This is a genomic window from Leptospira yasudae (assembly GCF_003545925.1).
Taxonomy (GTDB): Bacteria; Spirochaetota; Leptospiria; order Leptospirales; family Leptospiraceae; genus Leptospira; species Leptospira yasudae.
In genome coordinates this window covers 129,045-155,000 of the sequence record NZ_QHCU01000005.1, presented here as the reverse complement: position 1 = coordinate 155,000, position 25,956 = coordinate 129,045, and the positions used below count along the sequence as shown (strand labels likewise).

The following is a 25,956-nucleotide window of genomic DNA, read 5'->3' as shown; positions in this document are numbered from 1 at the left end:
CTGCAATACGTTTTGCCTGCCGCCGAACGACTCGCACAGGAAGGAATTTCCGTGGAAGTTTTGGATCTTCGTTCCATCCGTCCTTTGGACGAGGAAGCGATCTACGCTTCCGTTCGCAAAACGAACCGAGCCTTGATCGTGGAAGAAGGCTGGGAAGTCGCCGGTTTCGGATCGCAGGTCGCCTATCTCATTCAGAAGAATTCTTTCGACGATCTGGACGCGCCCGTGGAACGAATCACGCAAGAAGACGTTCCGATGCCGTATGCCGCGAATTTGGAAAAGGCCTCTCTTCCGAGCGAAGAGAAAATCATCGCCAAGGTTCGGGAGATGCTCGAATAACGGAGCAAGGAAGATTCAAAATGGCTAAAATTGCAGAGATGACACAGCTCAGTCCAACGATGTCCGAAGGAAAGATCGTCCGTTGGCTCAAACAAAAAGGAGACGCGGTTTCGCCCGGAGAAATCATCGCGGAAGTCGAAACGGACAAAGCCGTGATGGAAATGGAAGCGTTTGAAACCGGAGTTCTTCTGGAAGTCCTCGCGCCGGAAGGTTCTCTCCTTCCCGTCGGCGCTCCGGTCGCGATCATCGGAAAATCGGGCGAAGACGTTTCCGCGTTAGTCGAAACCGCAAAGAAATCCATTCCTGCAAAAAAAGAAGGTTCGGCTGGGCCCAGCCAAACTCAGAACTCTGCACCAGGCTCCTCGTCCGCAACAACACCGACTTCTTCCGCACAAGCGCAAAGCGGAACTTCATCCTCTTCCACAACATCGAGCGCGGGAAAGAATCTCGAAACGAAAACGAACGTTTCTCTTTCGCAAAGCGCCGAAAACAACGGAATAACAGCAAACGAAGAACGATCTTCCGGATTCAAATCGTCTTCTTCGTTCGTTTCGGAAGAATCGGAACCTTCTCCCGTTCGATCGGCGCGCGCCGGACGTCCGATCAAGGCTTCTCCTTTGGCAAAAAATCTCGCGATTCAAAAAGGAGTGGATCTCGGTGAAGTGATCGGCTCCGGTCCCGGAGGAAGAATCATCAAACGCGACATTCTTTCGTATCAGGAATCCGGTGGAGGCAAACAAGGTTCTTTTGTTAAGCGACAAGACCGCAAACTCGAAATCACCGGAATGCGCAAGACGATCGCTTCCAGACTCGCGCATTCGACTTCGACGATCCCTCATTTTTATCTCACGATGGAATTGGACGCCGACCCGATCAGCGATCTTAGAAATTCCTTCAACAAAGATTTAGGGCTCGAGGGTCACGAAAAAGTCAGCGTCAACGATCTCATTCTCAAGGCTTGTGCATTCAGTTTATTGCAAGTTCCCGAAGTCAATTCTTCCTGGAGAGAGGATCATATTCTCCAGCATGGAAGAATCGACGTGGGAGTCGCGGTTTCGATCGAAGGAGGTTTGATCACTCCGTATATCCGCAACGCGGATCAGAAAACCGTTCTTGCAATCAGCGGTGAAATAAAAGAACTTGCTTCCCGTGCAAGAGACAGAAAACTCAAACCGGGGGAATACACGGACGGAACGTTTACCGTTTCCAACCTCGGAATGTATGGAATTTCTTCCTTCACCGCGGTCATCAACGAACCCGAAGCCGCCATCCTTGCGGTGGGAGCGCTCGTTGAAAAACCGGTTCTCAAGGCTGGAAGCATCGTTCCCGGAAAAATTCTGAACGTCACTCTTTCCTGCGATCACAGAGTGATCGACGGAGCGACGGGAGCGAGATTTCTTTCGATCTTCCGTGATTTTATAGAACATCCCCTTCGCCTGCTTACAGGCTAAGGATTTTATTTTTGTGGAAAAAGAATCAGCGTCCGCGGCTCGAAAAGAAAAAATCAGAAAATCGGCACTCCTCCTTCTCTCTTTAAACAAAGAAGACGCAGCCAAGGTTTTATCCAAACTCGACGACTCGATGATCGAAGAGATCATTTTGGAAATGGCTCAGATCAAAACGATCTCCAAAAAGGAAAAAGAAGACGTTCTTTTGGAATTCAAGAATTCGGTTCTTCCCGGAGAAGGTGAAATCAAGGGCGGTATGGACGCAGCCCGTGAAATTCTGCAACAATCCTTGGGAAGAGAAAAAGCGGAGAATATTCTCGGTAAACTTTCCCGCAAAGACATCGAAGATGATTTTTCCTTTTTGAGCGAAGCCGAACCGGGAGTTCTTGCCAGCTTACTCCAACACGAATCTCCGCAGACGGTCGCCGTAACTCTCGCATTCATGAGCCCGAAAAAAGCGGCTGATATTTTGAAATTCTTTCCCGGAGAATTACAGGCCAGCGTCGCTTATCGTTTGGCGAACACGACCAAGACACATCCCGACGCCATCAAAGAAATCGCAAGGGTTCTCAAGAAGAAATACGAACAAAGGGATCGTTCCGAGTACAGCGAAGCAGGCGGCGCGGAAGCCCTTGCGAACATTCTCAACCACATGGACAAGTCTCAGGAAGAGAATATTCTCAAAGAGTTGGAAGCGAATTCTCCCGAACTTGCAAAACAAGTCAAAGAGAAGTTATATACCTTTGAAGACGTTCTCGGCTTGGATCAGAAAGAAATGCGGATTCTCATCAATCGTTTGAGCGACGACGAATGCCTCAGTGTCGCCTTACGCGGCGCCGGTGACGAACTCAGAAATCATTTCTTGAACGCGATGTCCCGCAACCGAGCCGCGGAAATCATGGATATGATGGACATTCGCGGAAAACTCACCTTACGCGAGATCAACGACGCAAGAAATAGTATTTTGAATTTGGTTCGCGAGTTGGAAGAAGAAGGAACTATCTTCGTGAAAAAAGACGGGGAAGAATACATTTAAGGGGAGAAAACCCGGAGCTGACGGGACTCGCCGTTACGCAGTTTTGCTTCCTGCAGCAAAAACTCAGCAGATTCTTCCCTATGGGTCAGAATCTATCACGGCGTCTTCCTCGCGTGCTCATCCATCCATGGATTCGCATCGCGTTTAGTGCTTTTTACGAAAGCACGAAACGCTCTCGCTCGAAAGCTTCGAGTTCAATTTTGTGTTCGTTGAAGATTAAGTTTGAAGTGAGAAAGAATCCGGAGCTGACGGGACTCGAACCCGCGACATCCTGCGTGACAGGCAGGCACTCTAACCAGCTGAGCTACAGCTCCTTGTTCCTTAGATACTTTTTCAAAGGAACTTCTCCGGTCAATCGATTTCGTTCAAATTACTTCGAAAAATTCTGTTCCGAAAATCAATTCTTTCATTTACTGGAATACAGAATTCTTCCCTTAAAAATATTGGAACTCTACCGAAGATGATCGTTCAGGAAAAAAAACCGAAGGAACTTTTGGAAGACAGGATCTTCACCGTTTCCAACTTTCTTTCCGTCAGCCGAGTTTTTCTTTTACCGTTTTTCATCACTTTCACAAAAACTTATATGACCTCGCCGGAAAAGACCGAATTCCTTTTCTATGCTATACTCACTTGTCTTTTGGCGGTTCTTACCGACTATCTGGACGGCTTTCTCGCGAGACTTCTTCATCAAGAATCGGTTCTCGGGAGATACTTAGATCCGGTCTGCGATAAGATCGTGACGGTCGGAGGACTTTCGGTCATCGTTCATTACTTTCGGTTTCCCCTTTGGATTCTCATCGCTTATATTATCCGCGAAATTTTAGGAATTTGGCTCGGCAGTTTTCTCTACCTCAAACGAGGAATTCAGGGAAAGCCGAATTGGTGGGGAAAATTCGGAGTCGGACTCGTTGCGATCGCCGTCCTCTGGTATATGTGCATTCCATTGATCGAATTTAGAATTCCGGGCGAAAGCATTCTCAAACATCCCGAAATTTCCGGTTACGTATTGGTCGCGATTCTTTGCGCGGGAATCTTCGCCTACTCGAAGCGTTACTGGAATATCGTTTTTCATCCGGAGAAGATTCAAATCGATCCCGAGGACAAAAAGACTCGAAAGAAATACGAACTGGTTTGACCGTAAGTTCCTTGACGCCCAAGGCTCTTCCCGCATTCTGTCATTGCAACCCGCTCGGGTGGTGGAATTGGTAGACACGCAAGCTTGAGGTGCTTGTGCCGTTTAGGTGTAGGGGTTCGAGTCCCCTCTCGAGCAAGAATCCTTCCTCTTTTTAAAATCCAACAAATCAACGACGGCAAAATTTGGGGACTCGAAGCGAGAACTTGAAAGCGTTCATAGCGCCCCGTAGGAAGCGTAATGAACGCGACCGAACCACAGGATGTGGTGAGGAAAGTTCGAGACGCCGTGGAGCCAAGCGCCATAGGATGCGGCGCTGCGTAACGGCGAGTCCCCTCTCGAGCAAGAATCCTTCCTCTTTTTAAAATCCAACAAATCGAATTCAGAATGCAACGGATTCTTTATCGGAATCCAAACTCCAAAGAGAACTGCGTGACACTCGTGCAATTGCCGCTTGTTTTGTCGCAGGTACAACCGGCCGTAATACAAATTTCTCCCCGCCCTTGTGTTTGGGTGGGGGGACCAGAAAGTTCCGTTGCCCTTCCGGATCGCCTGCGGGTGGTGGGAAAGATCCCTTTATCACAACTCCCCGACTTCATCCACAACAATTTTCCTTCTTCCTTTTGTCGGAGGTACGACGAACGCTCAAGATCAACCCCGCAGCTCCATTTCAAAAAAGCCTATCTCCGCAAAAGCCCGCGCAAAAAAATGAGAAAACTCCACAGAGCCAAAGGCAACATCATGCTTTATGAAATTACAATTCTCCAGTTTTCCAAAATGTTGAAAAACTTAAACTCCATCCTGAATCAAGGAGCGGCCTACTCCGAATCCAAAAAATTCGACGTGCAGGTTCTTTTAAATTCGAGATTAGCGCCCGATCAGTTTCACTTGATCAAACAAATCCAAACAGCCTGCGATACGGCAAAATTATGTGCTTCCCGTCTAACCGGAAAAGAAGCTCCCAAGCACGACGATCAGGAAAAAACTCTCGCAGAACTTCAAGAAAGAATCCAATCCACGTTAGACTATCTTTCAACGTTTACGGAAAAAAACTTCTCCGAATCGAACGAACGCAAGATCTTTCATCCGCGCTGGGATGGAAAATATCTTACTGGTCGGGAGTTTGCGATTCAACACGCGATCCCGAACTTCTATTTTCATATAACGACCGCCTATTCCATCCTGCGCCACAACGGCGTCGACATCGGAAAGAAAAATTACCTCGGTGATATGCCGTTGAAAAGCGCCTAAACGAAAGGAGAAGATCTTTTGAAACAAATCGATTTCTTGTTTCGAGTGCCGATTCTTTGGTTCGGAATCTTCTGGGTACCATTCCAAACTTGTAATTCTCCCGCTTCTTCCGCGCGCACTCACGAACCGCAAACAGCTGCGGCCTCCGCGACCGCCAACCCGAAGGGAATTCCGGTTCTGATCTATCACGAGATCGTAACCGACACACAAAAAGAATACGGAGAAACCGTGATTTCTTTGGAACGCTTCGAAGAACAGATGCACTATCTTCACGCCGAAGGTTACAATCCGATTACAATGAAGGACCTTCTTGCCTATATGCGTAACGGGAAGAAACTTCCCGATCGTTCGATCGTCTTGAACTTCGACGACGGCTGGAAAAACGTGCTCAACGCGGTCCCGATTCTGGAACGTTATTCGTTTCCTGCTTCCTTTTGGATCATCGCGGGACCGAAGGGAATCGGGAACGGAGAGTATATGGAATGGTCCGAAATCCAAGCGCTCGCCAAGAATCCAAAGTTCGAAATCGGTTCTCATACCTACAGTCATCCCTGGAACCCGAAAGATAACCTCGTTACTTGGGTAGACGGGAAAGTTCCCGGTAAAGGAGACAAAGAAGCCCTATTCGAACTCAAAGAATCCAAAAACATTTTGGAAAGGAAGTTAGGAGTTCCCGTTGATTTTCTTGCCTGGCCTTGCGGTTGGTTCAACGAAAAGCTGATAAAATTAGCATTGAAGGCCGGTTACAAGGCAATCTTAACAACCGAAGAAGGAACCAATCTGCCGGGCGACAATCCCTTGCGGATCAAACGGGTTTTTATCGATGGAAAATGCGAGCTTGCATCCTTTATTGAACAATTGGAAAATCCCCGATACATCGTGTGTCAAAAAGGGCAACGACCAACGCAGGGACATTCTCCCTATTCTTATTAGAATTCTCTAAATTTAGCTTCCAAAATAAATTTTTCTTCTCCGGAGAATATTATGATTTCTTCGGGGAAGCGTCGTTTTGTTATTGTAAGTTTAGTAACTTTTAATGAGAAACGATCCAGCTTCTTCCGTGGAATCCAAGCATTTGAAAAACAGCCGGTATTACCGGGACCAGATCTGGATTACAAGACTCTTTCTTTTTCTGACGATTCTCGCGTGTACGTTTGCGAGCATCGAGATGGTTCGCGTCTTCTGGCATCAATTGCTCGATCACAGACCCTTTGCCGCCATCGGTCAAATCGCCTTTACGATCATCATCGTCCTCTTAACCTACGGAAACTTCGTTTATCAATTTACGAGGCTCGGTTATTTCAAAAGACTTTTGCTTCATTCTCCGCCGGAACGGGAAACATTGGAACAAATCTATGCGGAGAATTCTCCCGCGCTCGCAGTTTTAGTTCCTTCTTACAAAGAGGAATTGGATATCGTTCGTGAAACCCTTCTTTCCGCGGCCCTCCAGGATTATCCGAATCGAAGAGTCGTATTGTTAATCGACGATCCTCCTCAGCCGAAACGTTATGAGGATTTCGAAGCGCTTCAAAAGATGCGCGAACTTCCTCGTGTCCTTCAAAAAGAATTCAACGATGCGGCTTCTCCTTTTCTTCACGCAAGAAAAGAATATTTAGACCGAAAACGTTCGCACAAATTCAAAGTCCTCAAAGAAACCGAAAGGCTCGTTCAACTCTATGAGAACGCTTCCTATTGGTTCCAAGAACGCATCGATGCGTACGACGATTCTTCCGTCAAAAAAGATCTGCCGGAGCATACGCGCCGTTTTATGAAGGAACGTTTCTTCCAAGAATGGTCCAACCTTCATTCCGAAAGAGCGTCCGAACTGCGGGAACTTTGGAACCGGGGTGGGGCCGATTCGGAAAGAATCGAACGAGAATACAACCGTCTGTCGTCCTTATTCTCCGTTCAATTTTCCACGTTCGAAAGAAAGAAGTATCTGAATCTTTCTCATCTTCCCAATAAGGCGATGAACTTGAACAGCTACATCGATCTCATGGGAAAAAAATGGAAAGAACGGGAAGAATCGCACGGAGTTCTTCTGGAAGAAGCTCACGGAAAACAATTCTCCTTTGAAATTCCCGCGGCCGATCTGTTGATTACGTTGGATGCGGACAGCGTTCTTTTACCGGACTATATTCTAAAATTGGCAAACGTTTTGGCTTCTCCTTCCATGGAAAGAATCGCGGTGGCTCAAACTCCGTATAGTTCCTTTCCGGGAGCGCCGAACTTATTGGAAAGAATGGCGGGCGCGACGACCGACATTCAATTTCAGATTCACCAAGGGTTTACTCATTGGCGTGCTACGTTTTGGGTCGGCGCAAACGCTATGCTTCGCTACAAAGCCCTTCTCGATATCAAAACCGTAACCAAAGAACGCGGTTATACGATCAGCAAATACATTCAAGACAATACCGTCATCGAAGACACGGAATCGAGCATCGATCTTTTGGATGTGAACTGGAATCTTTACAATTATCCGGAACGGCTCGCCTACAGCGCGACTCCTCCCGATTTCGGTTCTCTTTTGATTCAAAGAAGAAGATGGGCCAACGGCGGACTCATCATTCTTCCGAAACTTCTGCGTCACGTGTTTCAATGGCCTTGGCGATTCGCGAAATTCGCGGAAGCGTTCTTCCGAGTTCATTATCTCGGATCGATCGCCGCGGTGAACATCGGTCTTGTCATTCTTATGGGAACTCCGCTGGGAGAAGGAATCGAAACCTACTGGATCGCGGTTTCTTCCCTTCCGTATTTCTTTTTATACGGAATGGATCTCGTCGAAATGGAATACAAATGGAGCGACGTATTCCGTGTGTATGCGCTGAACCTTCTTTTAATTCCCGTAAACTTAGCCGGGGTTTTCATGTCGATCAACCAAGCGATCACCGGAAAACAGATTCCGTTCAGCAGAACTCCGAAAGTCATCGGAAGAACCGCGATGCCCGCTCTTTACGTGATCGCCGAATATTCTCTTTTGGCGCAGTTGTTGTTCGGGTTCGTTACGAACTTCATCCACAGAAACTGGGTTTATTCGATGTACAATTTAGGAAACGCGATTCTTTTAGGATATGCGATCGTAAAATTCATCGGACTCAAATCTTGTTGGGAAGACATTCTTCTCTCCATGTCCAAACAACCGGAGATCGTGGAAACGGTCGCTCATCTCGTCGAAAAGAGAGTGGCGATCGATCCCGAAGGCGCGATGATTTATACCGGCGAATCTTCGGAAAAAGATCCTATCTCTTCTTAAACGAAAGTCGTTTCGTAAACGACGGATCGACCGCACCGCATCGAAGGAACTTGCAAGGTTCCGGCGTAAATTCCTCTTGTAATTTGGTTCCTGGGAAAAACTCTCGTTCTATATGTCTGCAAATCCAGGACCGGTATCCGTACAGGAAGTTTTGTACAAAGCACGGTTATTCTTTTCCGGATTTTTTCTTTGTTTGATCCTCGGACTCGGATTCATTTTTTTAAGTCCCTTATTTTTGATCCAAGATCGCCCCTTTCCCAAAAGCGACGCGCTCGTTCTCGAAGCCAAAGAGACGATTCCCAGAGACATTCTCAAAAACGCTGCCGACGGTTTTAAAAAAGGATACGCGGGGATTCTGATCGTTCTGTATTCTCCCGCAACCGTAAACTCCCACTTGGGAATTCCTCAGGATTTGACCGCGGATATCCAAAGTTCTTTGGTTTCGCTTGGAGTGGATGAATCCAAAATTCTGATCTACAAACTCGAACCCTATCCGGCGGGTGCGAAGAATTTTTCGAAGTCCCTTTTGAAGATCTGTCTCGATCGACAATTGAAAACAATTCTCCTTCTTTCCAAACGATTCGAATCCGCGTTTCAGCAAAAGACATACGAATCCGTCTTAGGGCCCGCGGGTTTAAAGATCCACGTTGTTCCCCTTTCGGATAAGATCGGACTCGGCAACTGGTTCTTAACGGAAGAAGGATTCGAAATCGTATTCGTGAATTTAGCAAAAACGTTATATCAAATACTTCCAGGAAAATAAGATCCGCATGTTAGACGCAAAAGAATCCAACGAGCTCATTCAGCAAAGAATTCAAAAAATCGAAGAATTAAAGAAACAAGGGATCAATCCGTATCCGGTCCGTTTTTATCCGGATTCAAAATCGAAGGACATCATCGAACGATTTGAAAAAACTCCGACCGGACCCGAAACCAAATTCAAGTTAGGCGGAAGGCTTCATTCCAAACGAGTGATGGGAAAAGCGAGTTTCGCGCATCTAAAAGACAGCACGGGAATCATACAACTCTACGCGACCCGGGACGATCTCGGAGAAGCCTCTTATTCCATCTTTAAGTCGCTCGATCTCGGCGATATCATCGGACTCGAAGGATATCTTTTTACGACGCAAAAGGGAGAAATCACTCTGCACATCACTTCGGTCGAGCTTCTCGCGAAGTGCATCCGCCCTCTTCCGGTCGTAAAAGAAAAGGACGGGGTCGTATACGACGCCTTCGCCGACGTGGAACAAAGATACAGAATGCGTTACGTGGATCTCGTCGTGAACGATCACGTTCGGGATACGTTCGTTACGAGAAGCAGAATCGTTTCCGAAATCAGAAGTTTCCTTACCAACGAGGGATTTCTCGAAGTAGAAACCCCGATGATGCAGCCGATTGCGGGCGGCGCGGCGGCAAGACCGTTCGTTACGCATCATAACACGCTCGACATGCAGTTGTTTTTAAGAATCGCCCCGGAACTCTATCTCAAACGTTTGATCGTCGGCGGTATGGACCGCGTTTTCGAATTGAACCGCAACTTTCGGAACGAAGGAATTTCCACGAAACACAATCCTGAATTTACGATGATGGAAGCGTACATGGCTTTCGGGGACATGAGCACGATGCTCGATCTGACGGAGCGGCTTATCACTCATCTCGCGCAAAAAATCTGCGGAACCTTAAAGATCCAGTACGGTAAGGATCTGATCGATCTTTCTCCTCCTTGGAGAAGAGTTACATATGTGGACATCATCAAGGAATACAGCGGAATCGATTTTAGCCAAATCACCTCTTTGGAAGAAGCGAAGAAAAAAGCTTCGGAATTGAAAGTGGACGTTTCCAAGTGCAATACGATCTGGAAAGTAGCGGATGAAGTCTTTTCCGACAAGGCGGAACCGAATTTGATTCAGCCGGTGTTTATCACCGATTATCCGAAAGAACTCTCTCCTCTTGCAAAATCCAATCCGGATAAACCCGATTATGTGGAACGTTTCGAACCGTACGTAGCGGGAAGAGAAATCGGAAACGCGTTTACGGAGTTAAATGATCCGTTCGATCAAAAAGAACGATTCGAGGATCAAGTAAAACAAAGAGAAGCCGGCGACGACGAAGCGTTTATGATGGACGAGGATTATATCCGTGCGTTGGAGTATGGAATGCCTCCTACGGGCGGACTCGGAATCGGAATCGATCGTTTGGTGATGTTATTGACGAACTCCCATTCGATCCGAGATACCATTCTCTTTCCTTTGATGAGACCGGAATAAACTCCGGTCTTCCCAGGATACGATTATCCTTGGAGTCTCCTTCTCTTTTTAGAGGTTTCCGAATCTCCCCATCGGATCGTGAACATTTCGATTAAAGAATCGATTCGGCTGTCGATACGATCGATCCGATCACTGAGGGCGGAAATCGTTTTTACCAAACGAGACTCCACAGCTCTCAAACGCAATTCCATGTGCTTTAAATCTTCCTTAAATTCAAGACGCAAGTTTTGTTGATCCGCTTTCGTTTCTTTTTTGAATTCCTCCAAGTTGTAAGAAAGCTGTTTCCAGATCAGATGAAGAAATCCGAATAAGGACCCGAAACCCAGCAAAACGGTAAGAAAGAGAGTTAAGAACGGCAGTTCGGTCATACCGAAACTTTCATTGGTTCAAAAAGCGTTTTCAATTCTTTTTTAAGCGAGACGTAGGTATATTCAGGAAAAAACATATACTCTTTTGGAATATTTTCCCGACAAACAAAAAAAGAAAGATTTAGGTCTTCGGTTTTTTTCTAAAGAGGGATTTAAAGAAAACAACCGTAAAGAATTGAAACATTCTAAAAAGACGGAAGAGTCTCCAAGGTTTACTCAAAAGTCTCCAGAGCCAAATCAAACCTCTGAGTTTAAAGAAGTTAGGCGCCTTTCTCACCTTGCCGGAAAGAATATCCAAAGAACCGCTCACTCCTATGATCACGGAATGACCGAAGAACGCAGTGTTGTTTTCGATCCAGATTTCCTGTTCGGGAAAATCCATTGCAAGAAAGATAATATTCGGACTCGTTTTACGGATGGATTCCTTTACCATCAGTTCGCGTTGAGGGTTCATGTAACCCGCGTGACGACCGACGATTCTCACTCCCGGAAAATGTCGTGAAAGCGTGAAGTACACCTTTTCAATCACGTCTTCTTTTCCGCCGAGCATGAAGATGGAATAATTTCTAAGTTCACAAAGACGGACCAAGTCCATCATCAAGGCGATCGGAGAAATTCTTTCTTTAAGATCTTTTCCGAGACGAGAGGCCGCCCACTGAAGTCCCGCGCCTTCCGCGAGGATCATCGTAGCCTTTTCCGTGATTCGATGCAGTTTTTTTCCCTTTCGAACCGACATGATTTTGATCGGATCCAAAAAAAGAATGTGATGAAACTTTTCCTTTTCCTCCAAGAGTCGATAGATCTTGGCGACGGACTCGTCCTGGGTCACGTTATCAAAGGGAACCCCGAGAATATCCGTTTTCCCTAATGTTTCCGTCTGAATGACCTGATAATCTAAGAGATAATCCCGATCGTCCTTTGCGGAAAGATGTATGATTTCACCCGGCTTTTTCATCCTAAAGGCATCCTATACGACATAAGTTCAGAGTCAATTGAAACTTACCGAATTTGCTCCCGTATTTTCTTCACCGCGGCTCGAAATTCCTTCTCCAGACAAGCCATGGAAATGCTCGAAAGGAGAAACGAACCTTCCGCTAAGATTCGGTCCAGATTTCCCACCTGAATCCCTCCGATCAACGTTACGGGCAACGGGGCCTCGTTTGCGATTCTTCTCAAATCCATTGTCCCGACGGCCGTCTTCGCGTCGTCCTTGTTGTCGGTCGGAAAGATCGGTCCGAGCCCGGTATAATTCCAAAGGGAAGAATCCAGGGCCTTGATTTCTTCCAACGTATGAGACGAGGTTCCTAAATAGAGTTTGGATTCCGAGAGACTTTTTTTCTCTTCTTCGTTCAAAGCCTCATAGTCTTCTTTTCCGACATGAGCGCCGAAACAATTCCAGTCCCTCGCCTGTTTCCAATAGTCGTTCAGAATCCAAGGGACGGTAGGATAACGATCCTGCAGCTTCTTTACGATCGATTCTAAGATCGAGTCGGAAACCCCTTTGGCTCGGATCTGAACAAAGGGCACAAGATCCTGAACTTCCAACCAAAGTTCGGGAAGTGCAAAGAAATCCAGGTTTCTTTTATTGCAAAAATCCCGGTCAAGGATCGGGTAAATTCCCGGCGCCGGCCAGGAAGAAGTCTTAGCCTCCGCCGACAAATCTTAAAATCTCCACTTGATCGCCGTCTTCCAAAGCGGTTTCGTTCCAAAATTCTCGTTTGAGAATGTTACCGTTTCTCTGTATGGCAACCATTTCCGGTCTAAGTTTCAAATATTCTAATAAGGATGAAATTCTCGGTTTTTCGAGTTCGGAAAGGGAAAGAGGTTTTCCGTTAACTTTCATAGAGTAATCCTAGAAAGTTTGGCTTTGGAATCTTAACATGTCCAATCTTTTTTGATTTACGCGAAATTCCGAGGTAGAGGATCATACATTTATGAAGAAATTATTTTCGATCTTGATTTCTCTTCTTTTACTTTCCACAGTTTTTGTAGGATGCAATTCCCGAAAAGACGAAACGACCGACAAAGCAATTTTCAATTATATCCTCGCTTGCGGTCCGGGCGGAACCATCGAATCCTGCAATGCGGGTTGTGCCGCGACCTACGGCAATACCGTAACGACGACTAACTTGCAATCGCTCAATACCTGCACAAGCTCGTGTTCGACGAACTGCAACGTATTAACCCTGTATCTGCAATACAGTTCTCTCAATAAGTAAAATAGCGGAAGAGCGAGGCCGCAAAAATTCCGGCGGTCTCGATTCTTAAAATCGAATCTCCCGCCTTAACTCCGATCACATTCCTTTCTTTGAATAGACTTTTTTCTTTTTCCCGAAACCCGCCTTCCGGTCCGATGATCCAGATCGAATTTCGAAAAAACTCCGGTTGCAGCCCCGCTTCTCCCCTCGGATCGAATTGATACAAAGAATGTTCCGCGTCCTTTTGAGAATGTAGGAACTCCTTCAGGGAAACCGGAGCGTAGATTTCCGGTAAGAAGATCCGTTTGGACTGAGCGGCTGCTTCTTCCGCGATCTTCTCCGCGCGTTTGAGATTAAAATCCTTTCGATCGGATTGTTCGAAGTTGAGAAAGTAAAAATGCGTCAATCCGAGTTCGGTCCCTTTCTGCAAAAGCCATTCCAAGCGGTTTCCCTTAGGAATCGCGGTTGCGATTCCGGAAATCGATTCCGTTCGCGGATGGAGTTTCGTTTCCTTCAAGGTTCCTCGGGAAGAATTCGCCTTCGTTTCGTAGATCCATTCGCTTCCGATGCCGTTTAAAACACGGAGAATCTTGTCTTCCGAAAAAATACGAAGAGCTTTGAGATGGGAGATTTCGTCCCGATCGAGTGCGAACGTTTCGTCCCCGGTCCAGTCTCTTCTGAAAAGAATCGATTCTTCCAACGGAGAATTCTTCCTATCTATCGGTTCAGGTTTGCGAGATCGAACAAGGAAGGATCGGGTTTGACTTCCTTGTCTATTTCAGTATATTCTAATACGCTGATGGAACCCGTGTTCAGATCGAGCATTTCCAATCGGTTTGCGTGTTCTTCCTTGACGAATTTCTGATTTTGTTTCACCTTCAGAGGTCCGTATTTGATGTTCATCGTTTTGAACAATACACCGTCCCGGTCGTGAAAGTCGAGTCGGGTCGGCCGTAACGAATCCGAATCCAAAAGTAAAATCAGCTTGGAATAAAAATACGGAATGATGGGTTTCAAAGAAACCCGTTTGAAGGAATGATCCGCGGTTTTCAAATCGCTTTGAACGATGGGGTTGTAGTTCGCCTGATACGAGACTCCGGAAAGATCGATAAAACTGAATCCGGTCGCCAAATGCGATTCGTATTTTTCCTCGTCGACTTTTCGGAAAATCTTTTTGGAAAGCGCGTTGAACGCGTAGATCTGTTCGCCTTCGTCCTTGACCAAAATCTTATATTCCAGTCCTCGACCTCGGCTTTCAAACAGATAAAGTGTGTCTTCTTCCTTTCGAAAAATGCTTACGTCCCAACTCCATGTCTCGCCGCTTCTTCGGATGAGAATTAGATTGGCCTTGATCAATCCCTGATTGGATTTGAGGAGAGCTTGATCGAGCCTTGCGACCAGTTCTTGTGCGACTCGGATCGAGTTGTTGGATCCTTGCGGGTTTGTTTCTCCGCTGAAAAAAGTCAGCGCGAGGAAACCTACCGTAATCGCAAGAATCCGAATCAAACTTACTCTGCCCTCATCGTCGGGGCGCTGAAAGAATACAATCCGTGAACGGAACCTTGAGCCTGTGCGGACTCGGATCTTCTTTCAAAACGGAGTTTTCCTTCTCTCAATGCCTTGTGAATGTCCGGAATCGATTGGTATCCCATGTCTTGAAACGATAAACGAAGACCCTGAGAAAGATAGGGAATGAAATTCAGGATCGACCCTCTATCAACAACCGATCCGCTGACTCCTTGAGCCACTTTTACCTTTTGACCTTCGTTGAAGTAACGTTTGTCCCCGCCCGCTTTCATCGCTTCGATGGATGCCATTCCTCTGTATTTCTTGAGACGAATTCCATTCTCATAAAAATACTCTCCGGGAGCTTCGGTGGTTCCCGCGAACATAAATCCCATCATACAAGTGGAAGCTCCGATCGCGAGAGAATTCGCGATATCGCCGATATTGGAAATTCCTCCGTCGGCGATGACAGGAACGTCGTATTTGGCTGCGTGTTTTGCCGTTTGGAAAACCGCTGTCGCTTGAGCTCTTCCGACCGCCATCGTATCCTGCGTGATACAGATGGAACCAGGTCCCATTCCGATTCGAAGCCCGTCCGCTCCGGCGCGGATCAAATTCTCCGCTTGTCCGCGAGTTACCACGTTCCCTGCGACGACGTCGAGATTCTTGAATTCTTTTTTGATAAATTGAATCATCTCGATTTGATAGTGGGAATTCCCTTGCGCAGAATCGATGATGATTACGTCCACACCCGCTTCGTAAAGCGCTGCGACTCTGTCTCTGGATTCGAGCAACGTAGAAACAGCCGCTCCGCAGCGAAGTCGTTTGCGTTCGTCCTTGGAGGCGTCCGGAAATTCTTTGTTCTTCTTTAAGTCGGAACGACTTACAAGTGACACCAACTTTCCATTAGAATCCACAATCGGCAATTTTCCGATCTTAGATTTCTTAATGATGTCGTTTGCTTCTTGTAAAGTGATGCCCGCTTTCCCGGTGATGATGTTCGTGGTCATCACTTTATCCAAAGTGATCTCGCGATTCTTTTCAAAATCGATATCTCTGTTGGTTACGATTCCAACAAGCTTAGAATTACGGGTCCCGTCTTCGGTTACCGGGATTCCGGTAAATCCTTTGTGTTCTTTGATCCAATCCAGATCACGAATGACGTTCTTGGGTCCGAGAATTACGGGATCGGTGATAAAACCGTTTTCGAAACGTTTTACCTTTTCCACGAGCGCGACCTGTTCTTCGATCGTATTGTTGTAATGAATGATTCCGATTCCACCCATCAAAGCTTGTGCGATTGCCATCTGGGATTCGGTCACCGTGTCCATCGGTGAACTTATAAATGGTCTCTTCAGTTTTATATTTCGAGTCAGTCTGGTTTCAAGCTCAACTTCGGAGGGATGGAAGTCGATAAATCCAGGGAGGACGAGAAAATCTCTGTAAGTTAGGCCGATCTGAAGACTGAAAAGTTCGTCTCCGGATAGTCCGTCTAAATATTCGGAGTCGCGGTAAGTTTGGTTTGACATTCTTATTCCTTACCTAGTACATAAAAGGTAAACAGAGAGCTGAGATCAAGAGAATTTCCCCTCCTTCGCTTTGAAAAACTATGGAAACCATTCAAAGAAAAAAAAGAGATAAGGAAACGATTTCCGATCCTGCGAAAAAGTTTCACATCATTTCCAAATTTCTCGTAAAAACAGACATCGTTGCGCAAGCCAGGGGCGGTCTAAAGCAGATCGTTAAAATTCTGCAGGTCTCCAAAGACGCTACGAAAATTCTCATTCAAACGCAGACCCCGAACGCGTTTCCTTTGAACAGCCAAGTCACTCTTACTAAACTTCTTGCGAAATACGTGGAGCTGGAATGCGAAGTTCTGGATGAAAAACCGAACAACCAATTGATTCTTTCCGTTTCCGATATTTCGATCGCGAGCAAGGAAAGAAGTTTAAACCGAATTGCTCCTCCCGAAGGAACAGTCTGGATCACGAACATCCGCACGAGCAAAACAACGATCGACGCGAATCTGTTCAACATTCCCACTTCGGTGAAAGTGAACTTCGCCGATTACGAAACAAAACTGAAATCCAAATACGATTTTTTGAAAATCGACGTATTCCGCACGATCGGAGATAAGTTCGATCTCGTTAAAAAGACGCGTAAGATTCTTTTTATCGCGAACACTCAAAAGGAAGAAAGTTATGCGGCCTTTGATCAGGAAGGTTTTATCGACTACGCTTCCGAGCTTGGAGACGAGGAAGACGTTCGCAAACGGATCATCGAATACGCAAACCAGAAAATCAAATCCGAACTCATCGTTCCCGTCATCTATCTCAACCACGAAGAACAAGCCATCCCCATCGGGTTCGTTCACGCACAAAACCGTACCAGAGAAATCGACATTCTCGAGGTGATGGAAATCAAAACGCTTACGTTCGAAATGGTGGATCGAATCCGTGAATCGAACACGGTTCTCGTGAAGGAAAGATTTCCGATCGTAAATATTTCCACGGGAGGTTTGAAGGTAAAAATCAATCACCCCGATTTGAATCACGATCTCACCAAAAGAGCAGGATTCACGTTCGATATCTTTTTTAAGATGCAGGCCCCTCTTACGGCGTTCGGAGTCATTCGTTCCGTCACCAAGGATGGCGAGGGTAACCTTTACGTCGGACTTTCGATCGAAGGAAACTCCTCCAGACCCGGTGAAAGAAAGAAATACATCGACAACGTCAACCGCCTTCTCGCGGAAGCGAATCAGGCCCAGCCGTAAAACGCCGAAATTTCAGATTTTCTAATATTCAGGAACTTGCACGTCCACAAAAAGAACGTTTCCGTCCGGAAGCTTTTTACTGTAGGTTACGAGTAGAATCTCGTAGCTGATATCGTAATACGGATTGCTGATGATCCATTCCGCCCGAGAATCCTTCATCGACTTATAGAATTGTTCTAGGAAATACGGTCTCCAACTCCAATTTCTTCCCACAAACGAAGGATCGATATCCATCGAAACCTCGCCTATCCGCATATAGTTGGGGGAAAGCTGACTTCCGGTCGGGCTTGTGACGTAAATTCGAAACACAAAGTCGCTGAGAACGGAAGGATTTTGAATCTGAATCGAACAGGATTCTTCCTCCGAGTTTACGAGAATTCCCGAAAGATCGAGCTTCTCCTCCAATTCGTTCTCGCGTTTGATTCTTCGAATGAGCTGTTGACGCTTGTGATTCAGAAAGAGTTCGTGTAAGGTGGAAAAGCGAAGTTTCAATTCTTCCTGTCCGATCATCTCGGGCAAAGCTTCCGCAAAATAAAATCCCTGTAAAAAACGCGCGCCGTATGTGAGGGATTGGAAGAGTTCCGCTTCGTTTTCGATCCCTTCGAACAACAAGGAACAGCCCAGCGATTCCGAAAGACGAGAAATCGTAAAAAGAATTTCCTGAAAGTTGCGGGACGTGACCGAATGCCGCAGCATCTGCAGATCGACCTTGAGAATATCGGGATGAAAGATTCCGATCCGATCCAAGTTGGAGGAACGGGAACCGAGATCGTCGATCGCGACCAAAAACCCTTCCGCCTTATAACGAGAAATCAAGGGACGAAGCGATTCAATGCTTCCGTCGAAATGTTCCTCCACGATTTCAATCACGATCTTGGAAGGATGGAGCCCTAATTCTTTTACGAGACGAATCGTGTAAGGATCCTCTTCCTCCTCTTCGATATGATCTCTCATATACGCGGGAGAAATATTGAGGAAAAGTTTCGCGTCCGGAAATCGATCTTGATTCTTTAAAAGATGAAGGATGGCTTTTCTGCGGAGGTCGCGGTCTATTTCTCGTTTGAGATGATAAATTTCCTTTCGCTCAGTATGATCGAGTACATCCGACTCCGCATCCAAAAAAAAGGGACCAAGAGAATGAATTTTTCCGGATTGATCCCGGAACCTTCCCAAGGTTTCATAACCGAAAATGGAATCCCTTTCCACGGAAAGGATCGGTTGAAAAAAAGGAATGATCTCCCCAGCCTGGAACCAAATATCCCATTCTGATCTCGTTTTCGGAAACGTGCCGGAAGGCTTAATCATTCAGTTACACGTTTTTGGACTGTCTCAATCCTACAAGGAAATTCCGCACAACGTAAAAAAACGAACGCGAATTGTTCCATTACTTACCGAAAGAGGAATGCGACTTTGAAACGCAATTTGTATTTCATTTTTAGCATTCTGCTGATTTTATTCGGTGTCATCTCTGCGTATCAGATGCGTTGGATTGGAGACGATGCTTTCATTAGCCTGCGTTATGCGAAGAATTTTGCGGACGGCAAAGGGCTCGTTTTTAACGAGGGAGAATACGTGGAAGGTTATACGAACTTTCTTTGGACCGTTCTTTTGATTCCGTTTCATTGGAAAGAATGGATTCATCCCGTAGACGCGACGTACTGTTTCGGAATCGCATCCTTTTTGGGAACCTGCATTTATCTTCTTCTTTTTTCGAGGAGAATTTCAAAAGACAATCTTCCGATTCCATTCGCGCTTTCCTGCTATGTATTTCTGCACCACAACCGGGTTTTTGCAACGGGAGGGTTGGAAACATCTCTCCACGGATTTATATTTATAGCATCTTCTTATCATTTGATACACTCTCAAAGAATCATTTCTTATAGAACGATTCTCGGAATCGGACTTTCCGTTTTGAGCTGTCTCAATCGTCCCGACGGGCTTTTGTTTCACGCACTTGCGGGAATTTACGTTGCACTCCGCTTCTTCCAGGAGCTACAAGAGAAACAGGTCGGTTTAAAATCAAGGTTATTGCGTTTCGAATCCGCTTTTCTTCTATTTCTTTACGCCTCTCCCATTTTTTTCTATATTTGGAAATTGGAATATTATGGAAATCTACTTCCCAATACGTTTTATGCCAAATCGGGAGGAAGCGCTTACCTATCGCAAGGAGTTTTGTATCTCTGGATGTTTTTGAAAATGTATTATGCGATGGTTCCGATCGCTCTGTTTTCACTTTTTTCTTTTGTTCGGACGTTTCGCGAGCAAGCGTCGAAACCCATTGCAAACCGCAATCTCCGTTGGATTCTACTCGCATGTTTTCCGATTTTATACGCCGGATATTATACATGGATCGGAGGAGACTTTATGTTTTCCCGGTTTTATCTTCCGATCCTTCCCTTAGTTTTTGTTTGGACCGAACAAGAAATTCAATTCGTTCTCGATCATTTTCCGAAAAAGGAGAAGCTGGTTCTTATCATCCTTTGCGCAATTCCGATTCTACTTGGATTGAGATGGGATCTCTACAAAGGTTCCGCATTCCCGATCATCGACGGGATCATGGACGAAAATCAAATTTACAAACGGGAAACGACCGAACGCGTGAGAGATCGGCTTCTTCCCTGGAGAAAACATTTCGAGGACTCGAAGGTTCGCGTCGCTTTCGCCGGAGCGGGATGTATCTTGGTCTATTACTTAAACCCGGTCGTTGCGATCGAAACGGAAGCGGGACTTACCGATCCAGTTATCGCGAGAATGGAATCCAAAGACAGAAAGAGGATCGCCCACGGAAAATCCGCGCCTCTTGATTATCTTCAAGAAAGAGGCGTTCATATTTTGCTCTACTCGAACGGACTTCCGATTAAAAAAGGATACGACGAATTTTCGACGGGAGATTTTTCAGCTCCTTGGAGAATTTTATTTTACTCATCTAGCGTAATGAACGAACTGCTGAAAATTTCTTCGTTCCAAGCCGTTGATTTTCCGTCGTATTTAGATTCCTATAGATACGAATATTTAAATCTCACTGTGTCAAAGCGGAGGGAAAAATTTTCGGAATTCGAATCGTATTATTTTCGAAACGGACAAGATCCGAAACGGGAAGAATGGTTTCGAAAAAATCGATAAGTTTTTTCGAAAAAAGAACGGATCTCTTGTCGGGAGAATCTTGATTGCTAAAATCGGGGAGCCAAATACCCTGCTACTATTCTCGTTTCAAACGAACCTCAAAACTTAGATGAGCCAAGTTCTCAATATTAAAATTCTACCTCTTGTCTTACTTGCCTTCGCTCTATCTTTGCTGTTTTTTTTCGATCCTTCCAATCCCGCGCTTTCTAGGGATTCGGTCGTATTCGCTTTTTTTGTCTGGGTAATCAGCGCGGGAATTTCTTTTAAGAAAAAAAATCATCGGATTCATCCTCTGTTTCTGTTAGTCTGTATTTTGTTAATCGGACTTTCCACGATCAACGGAATCAACCGCGCTCCGGTCGTGTATTTTCCGCAAAAAGTCAATATAAAGCTTTTGTACGGAGCCGCGCTCTGTATCACTCTGATTTTGTATTTTAAAAACGTTCATCCGATCTTCTTATTCATTCATACAATCGCATTTGCCTGTTCGACTCCGCTTTTTTCCAGCGTCAAATCGATCCCGCTTCTTCTGTTCATCATCGCTTCGTTTTTCTATCTGGCTCCGAGAAGAATCGTTTTTTCCAAACTGCATGGAATCGTTTCTTTATTCTTCGTTCTGATATCGATTTCTTCGCTGATTTCTTACAAATCCCAAGCGGCACTTATGCAGCTTTGCCTTTTGTTGTCCGGAATTCTCGTTTTTTTCCTGATCTCCTCCTATCCAAGTCGCTTTCTCAAGAAAGGATTGCTGGTTATTCTTTGCATCAATCTTCTGCTAAATACGATCAATCTGCTTTCAGCCGTTCATCTAATTTGGCCGTTCGATTTTTGGAAACCGCCTATGTTTTTAACATACGCCGGATTCCCGGTTTCGGCAATCGGAGTCATTTCAGCGTTCTCAGCACTCGTCGCATTTTATACGGCGATCCAATACAGCAATCACGCTTGGTATTTACTTCCGAGCGGATTTCTTTCCCTTTATCTCGCGTTTTTTAATCAATCGAGAGCGAGTTTATTAGCGTTCACGTTAGGCGCTCTTTCCATGATTTTATTTCGATTGAGTCCAAAACGATTTTTCTTTCGAACCTTGATCGCGTCCTCGCTGATTCTTCTTTCCATCGTGTTCGGTTTGATTTTGCTTTTGCCGGAAGAAAGCGTTGCGCGCTATTTCAGCCCGGAAACCTTGTTCATTCGTTTTTCGCTTTGGAAATTTCACTTCCAATCCGTTTTGAAAAACTCTCCCTTTTTCGGAATCGGATTGGAGGCGGATTCGTTGCTCGCACATTTTCCGGGTTCCCATTCCGGCATGGTCGGTTACGAGGACTTCTATCGGTTTCTTCATTCGTTCCGATCCTATCCTCAAGCGCACAATCTCTATGTAGAAGCCTTTACGAGTTTCGGAATTCTCGGTTTTTTCATATTCCTGAGCGTAGCCGGATTTCTTTCGTTCGTCGCCTATCGGATGTTAGTTTCCCAAAGCAAAGAAACGGCACGATTGGGAATTTTCACTTCGGGAATTCTTGTTTTTGTCGCTGCTCACGAATTCTTCGATTTCAACTTGGGAGAACAACATTTCTTCATTCCCGCGACGCTTTGTATGTCCTTGATTCGAGTAAGAATGAGTTCTCGGTTGGGGACTTTAAAGGCAGGCACCGCGTTATTTAAGATCGTGTATGGACTCAGTCTTTTGCTTTTGAGCTTTCTATGTTTTCAGCTTACCTGGGAACAAAGACTGCGAAATCTAATCATCGTCTCTACACAAAACGAGATCGAACTCGACAACTTTTCGATCTACAAAGAAAAACAAACGATCGGTAAGAGAAAAAAAATTTCTTACCCTACCGAAGAAATCGTAAAAAATCGAATTTGGATCCGTTCTGAAGAAAACCTGATTCTCGCATCCTTGGTTTTGCGAAAAGATCCTAAGTATCAAAACTTAGCAGAATCTCTCTTGGATCAGTGCGTTCAGAAATATCCGTATTCTTCCGTTTGCCGAAAGGAAAGAGCGGAGGTTTTGCGGAATAAAGATCCGAAGTCCGACTTTCAAACCGACTGGGCGGAAGGTAGAAAAACCGATCCGTTTCATATCATATTTACGGAATAAACGTATATGCTAAACCGACTTACCCATCCTTTTGTCCGCGCGAGCATTTACATACTCGTTGTTCTGTTCTTAGGATTCAATCGATCCAAGCTGGATCAAAAACTCCCGTTCGTTTCCAGCGACTCGGAAATCAAATATTATCAAACGATCATGTTCTCCGAAAAGGGATTCCAAGGCATTACGAATTCGGAATGTATTTATCCGGGTAAAACCTACGATCTTGAATTCCGATTTTTTCCCTTCGATTACCCCTGGGCTTTTTTAAAGAATCAAGAAGCTCGAAGCTGTCTTTTCCAGTATCCTCCCGTATTTGCGCTGTTAAACGGACTTCCCGCGTATGCGTTCGGAACGAAAATCGTCACGTTTCTGCCGCTTTTGTTTCTGCTCGGTTCCTTACTGATCTTTGACCGTATTCTTTCGCTTTTCATTCCGGTCGGCTGGGCGGTTTTGCTTGCTACCTTGATTCCGTTCGGTCTCAGCTTTCCCGTGCTTTCCGCGGTGGAATTCTCCGAAGTTCCTTTGAACAATTTCCTTCTATTATTCTTTGCGCTGTGCCTATTTCGCTCCCTGTTTACGGACTTACACCCTGACTCTGTAAAGAATCAATATTCGAACTTTAGAATATTCTCTTTTCTTTCCGGTTTTTTAGCCGTCAACGCGTTCTTTTTAAGAACCGAGTCCGCTTTTCCGGTTTTCCTATTCGGCGTTCTTTCCTTTTTCACTCAAGAATCCAGAAATAAACTGAAAGAATATCTCCCTTTTTCCATAGTAGGAGCCGCAACATCGTTTTTATTGATCGGAAGTTTGAATTATTTCTATTCCGGGCATCCGATGGGAATCCGCTTTCTCGTCAGTTCGGGCGATGCAATGAGTCAGTTTTCGATCTCGAAACAAATCGTGATCTTTCAAGGATATCTTTTCGGAGACGCGACCAAGTCCGGTTTTCTAAAGGCGGCTCCGTATGCGATTTTGATTTTGGGAATTCTTTCCAATTTATTCCGCAAAAAAGAACTTTCGGGAGAATCCATTTTCGGCTTGGTGGGAATCGGAACGGTTTTTGCGATCGCTTTTTTAAGTCCTTACACAGCGGGCGTCCACCATTTCGGTTTGCGATATTTGGAATCGGGCTTTCTATTCTTGTCTTTAGGAATTTCGGTTTTTCTGTATCAAAGATCCGTAGAGTTTCCGAAAGCCGGAAGCGCTCTACTCCTCGTCGCCTTATTGAGTTTATATTATAACTATAAGTTTACGCGAGAAGGATTTAAGATTTTATTCGGCGCGATCGCACCCTATACGGAAATTCAAAACGAGTTTCAAGCACGAAAGATCATCGTTCACAAAGGACAATTTACGAATTACTTGATCGGTTCTTCTTATCTCACTTCATTGCACTTTGCGGCGATCAACGAAAAGGAGGCCTTTGCGCTCGAAGAAATATTAAAAAAGAATCAAGTTCCATCCTATTCGATTTTAGAATACGATCTGGAACCGCCCCGCGACCCGAATCTTCCCGAAAAACAATACAAGGAAAAGATCGCGGTTCGTTTCACGGACCCGAATCGTTTTTACAAATTAAAGGATTCTAAAAAGATTTTGGATTTCACGCTTAAAACCTATCAACTTCGTTGATAGACAAATTTCTGTCGCTCCGCCTGGATTCCGCTTTAACCATTCCTAATATGGATTCTGAAAAGCATATGCCCAAAGCGGTTCAACGCTCTATTTATCAACTTCGTTGATAGACAAATTTCTGTCGCTCCGCATGGATTCCGCTTTAATCATTCCTAATATGGATTCTGAAAAGCATTTGCCCAAAGCGGTTCAACGCTCTATTTATCAACTTCGTTGATAGACAAATTTCTGTCGCTCCGCATGGATTCCGCTTTAATCATTCCTAATATGGATTCTGAAAAGCATTTGCCCAAAGCGGTTCAACGCTCTATTTATCAACTTCGTTGATAGACAAATTTCTGTCGCTCCGCGAAAATTTGTCTAACTCGCTCTCTATGGATCGCTCGTTATGTTCTTTTCAGAAGGTGAGCGGTGATCGTTTGTCCGATTAAATTTAGAATCTGAACGCTTAAAAAGCTGATCATTAGAATTTCCTTTTCCAAATCGAGAACCTGGAAAGAATTTCTCCACCAGCGGAACACGATAAAAGCGAAAAGAAGAACCACGAAAAGGATCATTCTCGCGGAGTACCAAAAAAGCAAATCTTCGGAAAGAAGATTCAGCTTGGAATACAAACCGAGCTCCGGTATCTTACGAGCCGCCAAGAATAAACCGATCGCCCAGACCGTCTGTCCGAGAGTTGCAACGAGAAGCGAAACGGTAAGCGAATGAATTCCGAAGATATGAAACGGGCCCACTTGAATGATTCCCGTAAAATATCCCGCGATCGTAATCGCCCATCCCGTAAAAAACAGAGCAAAGCCCGTATAATAAAAAAGCTGCTGAGAATGAATGAGAATCTGCAAAAGATGTCTCATCCCGTCTCTCCAAGTCTTCAAATGAGGAACCCTTCCCGCAACGTCCGGATGAAGACTGATCGGAACGTGTGATAGTTTCACTCCACTCCGCAGCGCCTTAACCAGCATCTCGGAAGCGAATTCCATTCCCGTACTTTCGATCTCCCATTCCAGATATTTCTTTTTTAAGAAACAGCGAAAACCGGAGTTTGCATCCTTTACACGATTTCCTTTTTTTGAATATAATACATTGATAATCCAGTTGATGACCGGAGTTCCCAGATAACGGTGCAAAAACGGCATCGCACCCTTATGTATTTTTCCGTCCAATCGCGATCCGATGACGAACTCCGCACCCTTTTCGATTTCCGCCAGCAGTGCGGGAGATTCCAGAAAGTCGTACGTATCATCCGCGTCCGCAAAGAGTACGATCTCTCCGCTTGCGTTGATGATTCCGAAGTTAAGCGCTGCCCCGTATCCTCTTTCCTTGCAGTGAACGACTTTTGCGCCGAACTTCTTTGCGATCGAAACGGATTTATCTTCGCTTCCGTTGTCGGAAACGAGAATTTCAACGTTGTATTGTTTCAATTCTTTCTTGAGACGAACGAGTTTTTCCAAAACGAGAGGAAGAGTCTTTTCCTCGTTCAAACAGGGAATGACATAAGTGATATTCTTTTTCTTCATAATTGA

23 protein-coding genes and 2 tRNA genes (1 of these 25 cut by a window edge) are annotated in these 25,956 nt (G+C 45.3%); 15 read left to right on the top strand and 10 right to left on the bottom strand.

The features are described 5' to 3' along the window. The 3 genes in view from DLM76_RS14940 to fliG are tightly spaced (at most 20 nt apart) and all read left to right on the top strand, a layout consistent with a single transcriptional unit that may run on beyond the window. On the top strand, positions 1-339 hold the 3' end of the coding sequence (locus DLM76_RS14940; RefSeq protein ID WP_118965703.1) for a pyruvate dehydrogenase complex E1 component subunit beta. It extends 636 nt beyond the left edge of the window; the window shows 339 of its 975 coding nt (coding positions 637-975); the start codon falls outside the window, past its left edge; its stop codon occupies positions 337-339. A 20-nt stretch (positions 340-359) separates the two neighbouring features. Further along, positions 360-1,790: a dihydrolipoamide acetyltransferase family protein gene (locus tag DLM76_RS14935; protein WP_118965702.1), complete on the top strand. Its 1,431-nt coding sequence runs from the start codon at positions 360-362 to the stop codon at positions 1,788-1,790. 13 nt (positions 1,791-1,803) lie between these two features. Continuing rightward, the gene (fliG, locus tag DLM76_RS14930) at positions 1,804-2,823 is read left to right on the top strand and encodes a flagellar motor switch protein FliG (protein WP_118956738.1); all 1,020 of its coding nucleotides are present in this window, start codon (positions 1,804-1,806) and stop codon (positions 2,821-2,823) included. Positions 2,824-3,063: 240 nt separating this feature from the next. Here the strand turns inward: fliG and DLM76_RS14925 are convergent. Next, positions 3,064-3,137 (bottom strand) — tRNA-Asp (locus tag DLM76_RS14925). A gap of 146 nt (positions 3,138-3,283) precedes the next feature. Between DLM76_RS14925 and DLM76_RS14920 the strand changes: the two genes are divergently transcribed. The 7 genes from DLM76_RS14920 (at position 3,284) to lysS (ending at position 10,726) form a co-directional block, all read left to right on the top strand. Continuing rightward, the gene (locus tag DLM76_RS14920) at positions 3,284-3,958 is read left to right on the top strand and encodes a CDP-alcohol phosphatidyltransferase family protein (RefSeq protein ID WP_118965701.1); all 675 of its coding nucleotides are present in this window, start codon (positions 3,284-3,286) and stop codon (positions 3,956-3,958) included. A gap of 52 nt (positions 3,959-4,010) precedes the next feature. Beyond that, positions 4,011-4,093 (top strand) — tRNA-Leu (locus DLM76_RS14915). Positions 4,094-4,696: 603 nt separating this feature from the next. Further along, positions 4,697-5,206 carry a DUF1993 domain-containing protein gene (locus DLM76_RS14910; protein WP_118965844.1) on the top strand — a complete coding sequence of 170 codons (510 nt, stop codon included), beginning with the start codon at positions 4,697-4,699 and terminating at the stop codon, positions 5,204-5,206. Between the two features lie 18 nt (positions 5,207-5,224). Then, positions 5,225-6,139 (top strand): polysaccharide deacetylase family protein, encoded by a 915-nt coding sequence (locus DLM76_RS14905; RefSeq protein WP_118965700.1) that lies wholly within the window; start codon positions 5,225-5,227, stop codon positions 6,137-6,139. Positions 6,140-6,281: 142 nt separating this feature from the next. Next, on the top strand, positions 6,282-8,459 hold the full coding sequence (locus tag DLM76_RS14900) for a glycosyltransferase family 2 protein (protein ID WP_118965843.1): 2,178 nt from the start codon (positions 6,282-6,284) through the stop codon (positions 8,457-8,459). A gap of 112 nt (positions 8,460-8,571) precedes the next feature. Beyond that, positions 8,572-9,222 carry a hypothetical protein gene (locus tag DLM76_RS14895; RefSeq protein WP_118956741.1) on the top strand — a complete coding sequence of 217 codons (651 nt, stop codon included), beginning with the start codon at positions 8,572-8,574 and terminating at the stop codon, positions 9,220-9,222. A 7-nt stretch (positions 9,223-9,229) separates the two neighbouring features. After that, complete coding sequence (lysS, locus tag DLM76_RS14890; RefSeq protein ID WP_118965699.1) at positions 9,230-10,726, top strand: lysine--tRNA ligase; 1,497 nt, start codon at positions 9,230-9,232, stop codon at positions 10,724-10,726. Positions 10,727-10,749: 23 nt separating this feature from the next. Here lysS and DLM76_RS14885 read toward each other — a convergent pair whose 3' ends face one another. From DLM76_RS14885 to thiS, 4 genes are all read right to left on the bottom strand, one after another. Then, positions 10,750-11,094, bottom strand: a complete 345-nt coding sequence (locus DLM76_RS14885; RefSeq protein WP_118965698.1) for a hypothetical protein — start codon at positions 11,092-11,094, stop codon at positions 10,750-10,752. Between the two features lie 121 nt (positions 11,095-11,215). Further along, entirely contained in the window at positions 11,216-12,049 is an 834-nt protein-coding gene (locus DLM76_RS14880) for a WecB/TagA/CpsF family glycosyltransferase (RefSeq protein WP_118965697.1), read from the bottom strand. 44 nt (positions 12,050-12,093) lie between these two features. After that, positions 12,094-12,753, bottom strand: a complete 660-nt coding sequence (locus DLM76_RS14875) for a thiamine phosphate synthase (RefSeq protein WP_118965696.1) — start codon at positions 12,751-12,753, stop codon at positions 12,094-12,096. After that, the gene (thiS, locus tag DLM76_RS14870; RefSeq protein ID WP_118956746.1) at positions 12,737-12,937 is read right to left on the bottom strand and encodes a sulfur carrier protein ThiS; all 201 of its coding nucleotides are present in this window, start codon (positions 12,935-12,937) and stop codon (positions 12,737-12,739) included. Before thiS ends, DLM76_RS14875 begins: the two co-directional genes overlap by 17 nt. A gap of 91 nt (positions 12,938-13,028) precedes the next feature. Between thiS and DLM76_RS14865 the strand changes: the two genes are divergently transcribed. After that, on the top strand, positions 13,029-13,313 hold the full coding sequence (locus DLM76_RS14865; protein WP_118965695.1) for a hypothetical protein: 285 nt from the start codon (positions 13,029-13,031) through the stop codon (positions 13,311-13,313). Here the strand turns inward: DLM76_RS14865 and DLM76_RS14860 are convergent. From DLM76_RS14860 to guaB, 3 genes are read right to left on the bottom strand one after another with little or no spacing between them, the layout of a single operon-like run. After that, positions 13,303-13,992, bottom strand: coding sequence for a 16S rRNA (uracil(1498)-N(3))-methyltransferase (locus DLM76_RS14860; protein ID WP_118965694.1), 690 nt, complete (start codon positions 13,990-13,992; stop codon positions 13,303-13,305). The genes DLM76_RS14865 and DLM76_RS14860 overlap by 11 nt on opposite strands. Positions 13,993-14,009: 17 nt before the next feature. Next, positions 14,010-14,798: an outer membrane lipoprotein-sorting protein gene (locus DLM76_RS14855; RefSeq protein WP_118965693.1), complete on the bottom strand. Its 789-nt coding sequence runs from the start codon at positions 14,796-14,798 to the stop codon at positions 14,010-14,012. Positions 14,799-14,800: 2 nt separating this feature from the next. Next, positions 14,801-16,327: an IMP dehydrogenase gene (gene guaB, locus DLM76_RS14850; RefSeq protein WP_118956750.1), complete on the bottom strand. Its 1,527-nt coding sequence runs from the start codon at positions 16,325-16,327 to the stop codon at positions 14,801-14,803. An 80-nt stretch (positions 16,328-16,407) separates the two neighbouring features. On the opposite strand from guaB, the gene DLM76_RS14845 reads away from it, so the two are divergent. After that, positions 16,408-17,571: a DUF1577 domain-containing protein gene (locus DLM76_RS14845; RefSeq protein ID WP_118956751.1), complete on the top strand. Its 1,164-nt coding sequence runs from the start codon at positions 16,408-16,410 to the stop codon at positions 17,569-17,571. A gap of 21 nt (positions 17,572-17,592) precedes the next feature. Here the strand turns inward: DLM76_RS14845 and DLM76_RS14840 are convergent, their stop codons facing one another. Further along, positions 17,593-18,876, bottom strand: a complete 1,284-nt coding sequence (locus DLM76_RS14840) for an EAL domain-containing protein (protein WP_118956752.1) — start codon at positions 18,874-18,876, stop codon at positions 17,593-17,595. Positions 18,877-18,981: 105 nt separating this feature from the next. Between DLM76_RS14840 and DLM76_RS14835 the strand changes: the two genes are divergently transcribed. From DLM76_RS14835 to DLM76_RS14825, 3 genes are all read left to right on the top strand, one after another. After that, positions 18,982-20,694 (top strand): hypothetical protein, encoded by a 1,713-nt coding sequence (locus tag DLM76_RS14835; RefSeq protein WP_118965692.1) that lies wholly within the window; start codon positions 18,982-18,984, stop codon positions 20,692-20,694. A gap of 109 nt (positions 20,695-20,803) precedes the next feature. Further along, positions 20,804-22,798: an O-antigen ligase family protein gene (locus tag DLM76_RS14830; RefSeq protein ID WP_118965691.1), complete on the top strand. Its 1,995-nt coding sequence runs from the start codon at positions 20,804-20,806 to the stop codon at positions 22,796-22,798. Positions 22,799-22,804: 6 nt separating this feature from the next. After that, positions 22,805-24,427: an LA_3751/LA_3752 family putative glycosyltransferase gene (locus DLM76_RS14825; RefSeq protein ID WP_118965690.1), complete on the top strand. Its 1,623-nt coding sequence runs from the start codon at positions 22,805-22,807 to the stop codon at positions 24,425-24,427. Between the two features lie 389 nt (positions 24,428-24,816). Here the strand turns inward: DLM76_RS14825 and DLM76_RS14820 are convergent, their stop codons facing one another. Beyond that, on the bottom strand, positions 24,817-25,950 hold the full coding sequence (locus DLM76_RS14820) for a glycosyltransferase family 2 protein (protein WP_118956756.1): 1,134 nt from the start codon (positions 25,948-25,950) through the stop codon (positions 24,817-24,819). Positions 25,951-25,956: the final 6 nt, after the last annotated feature.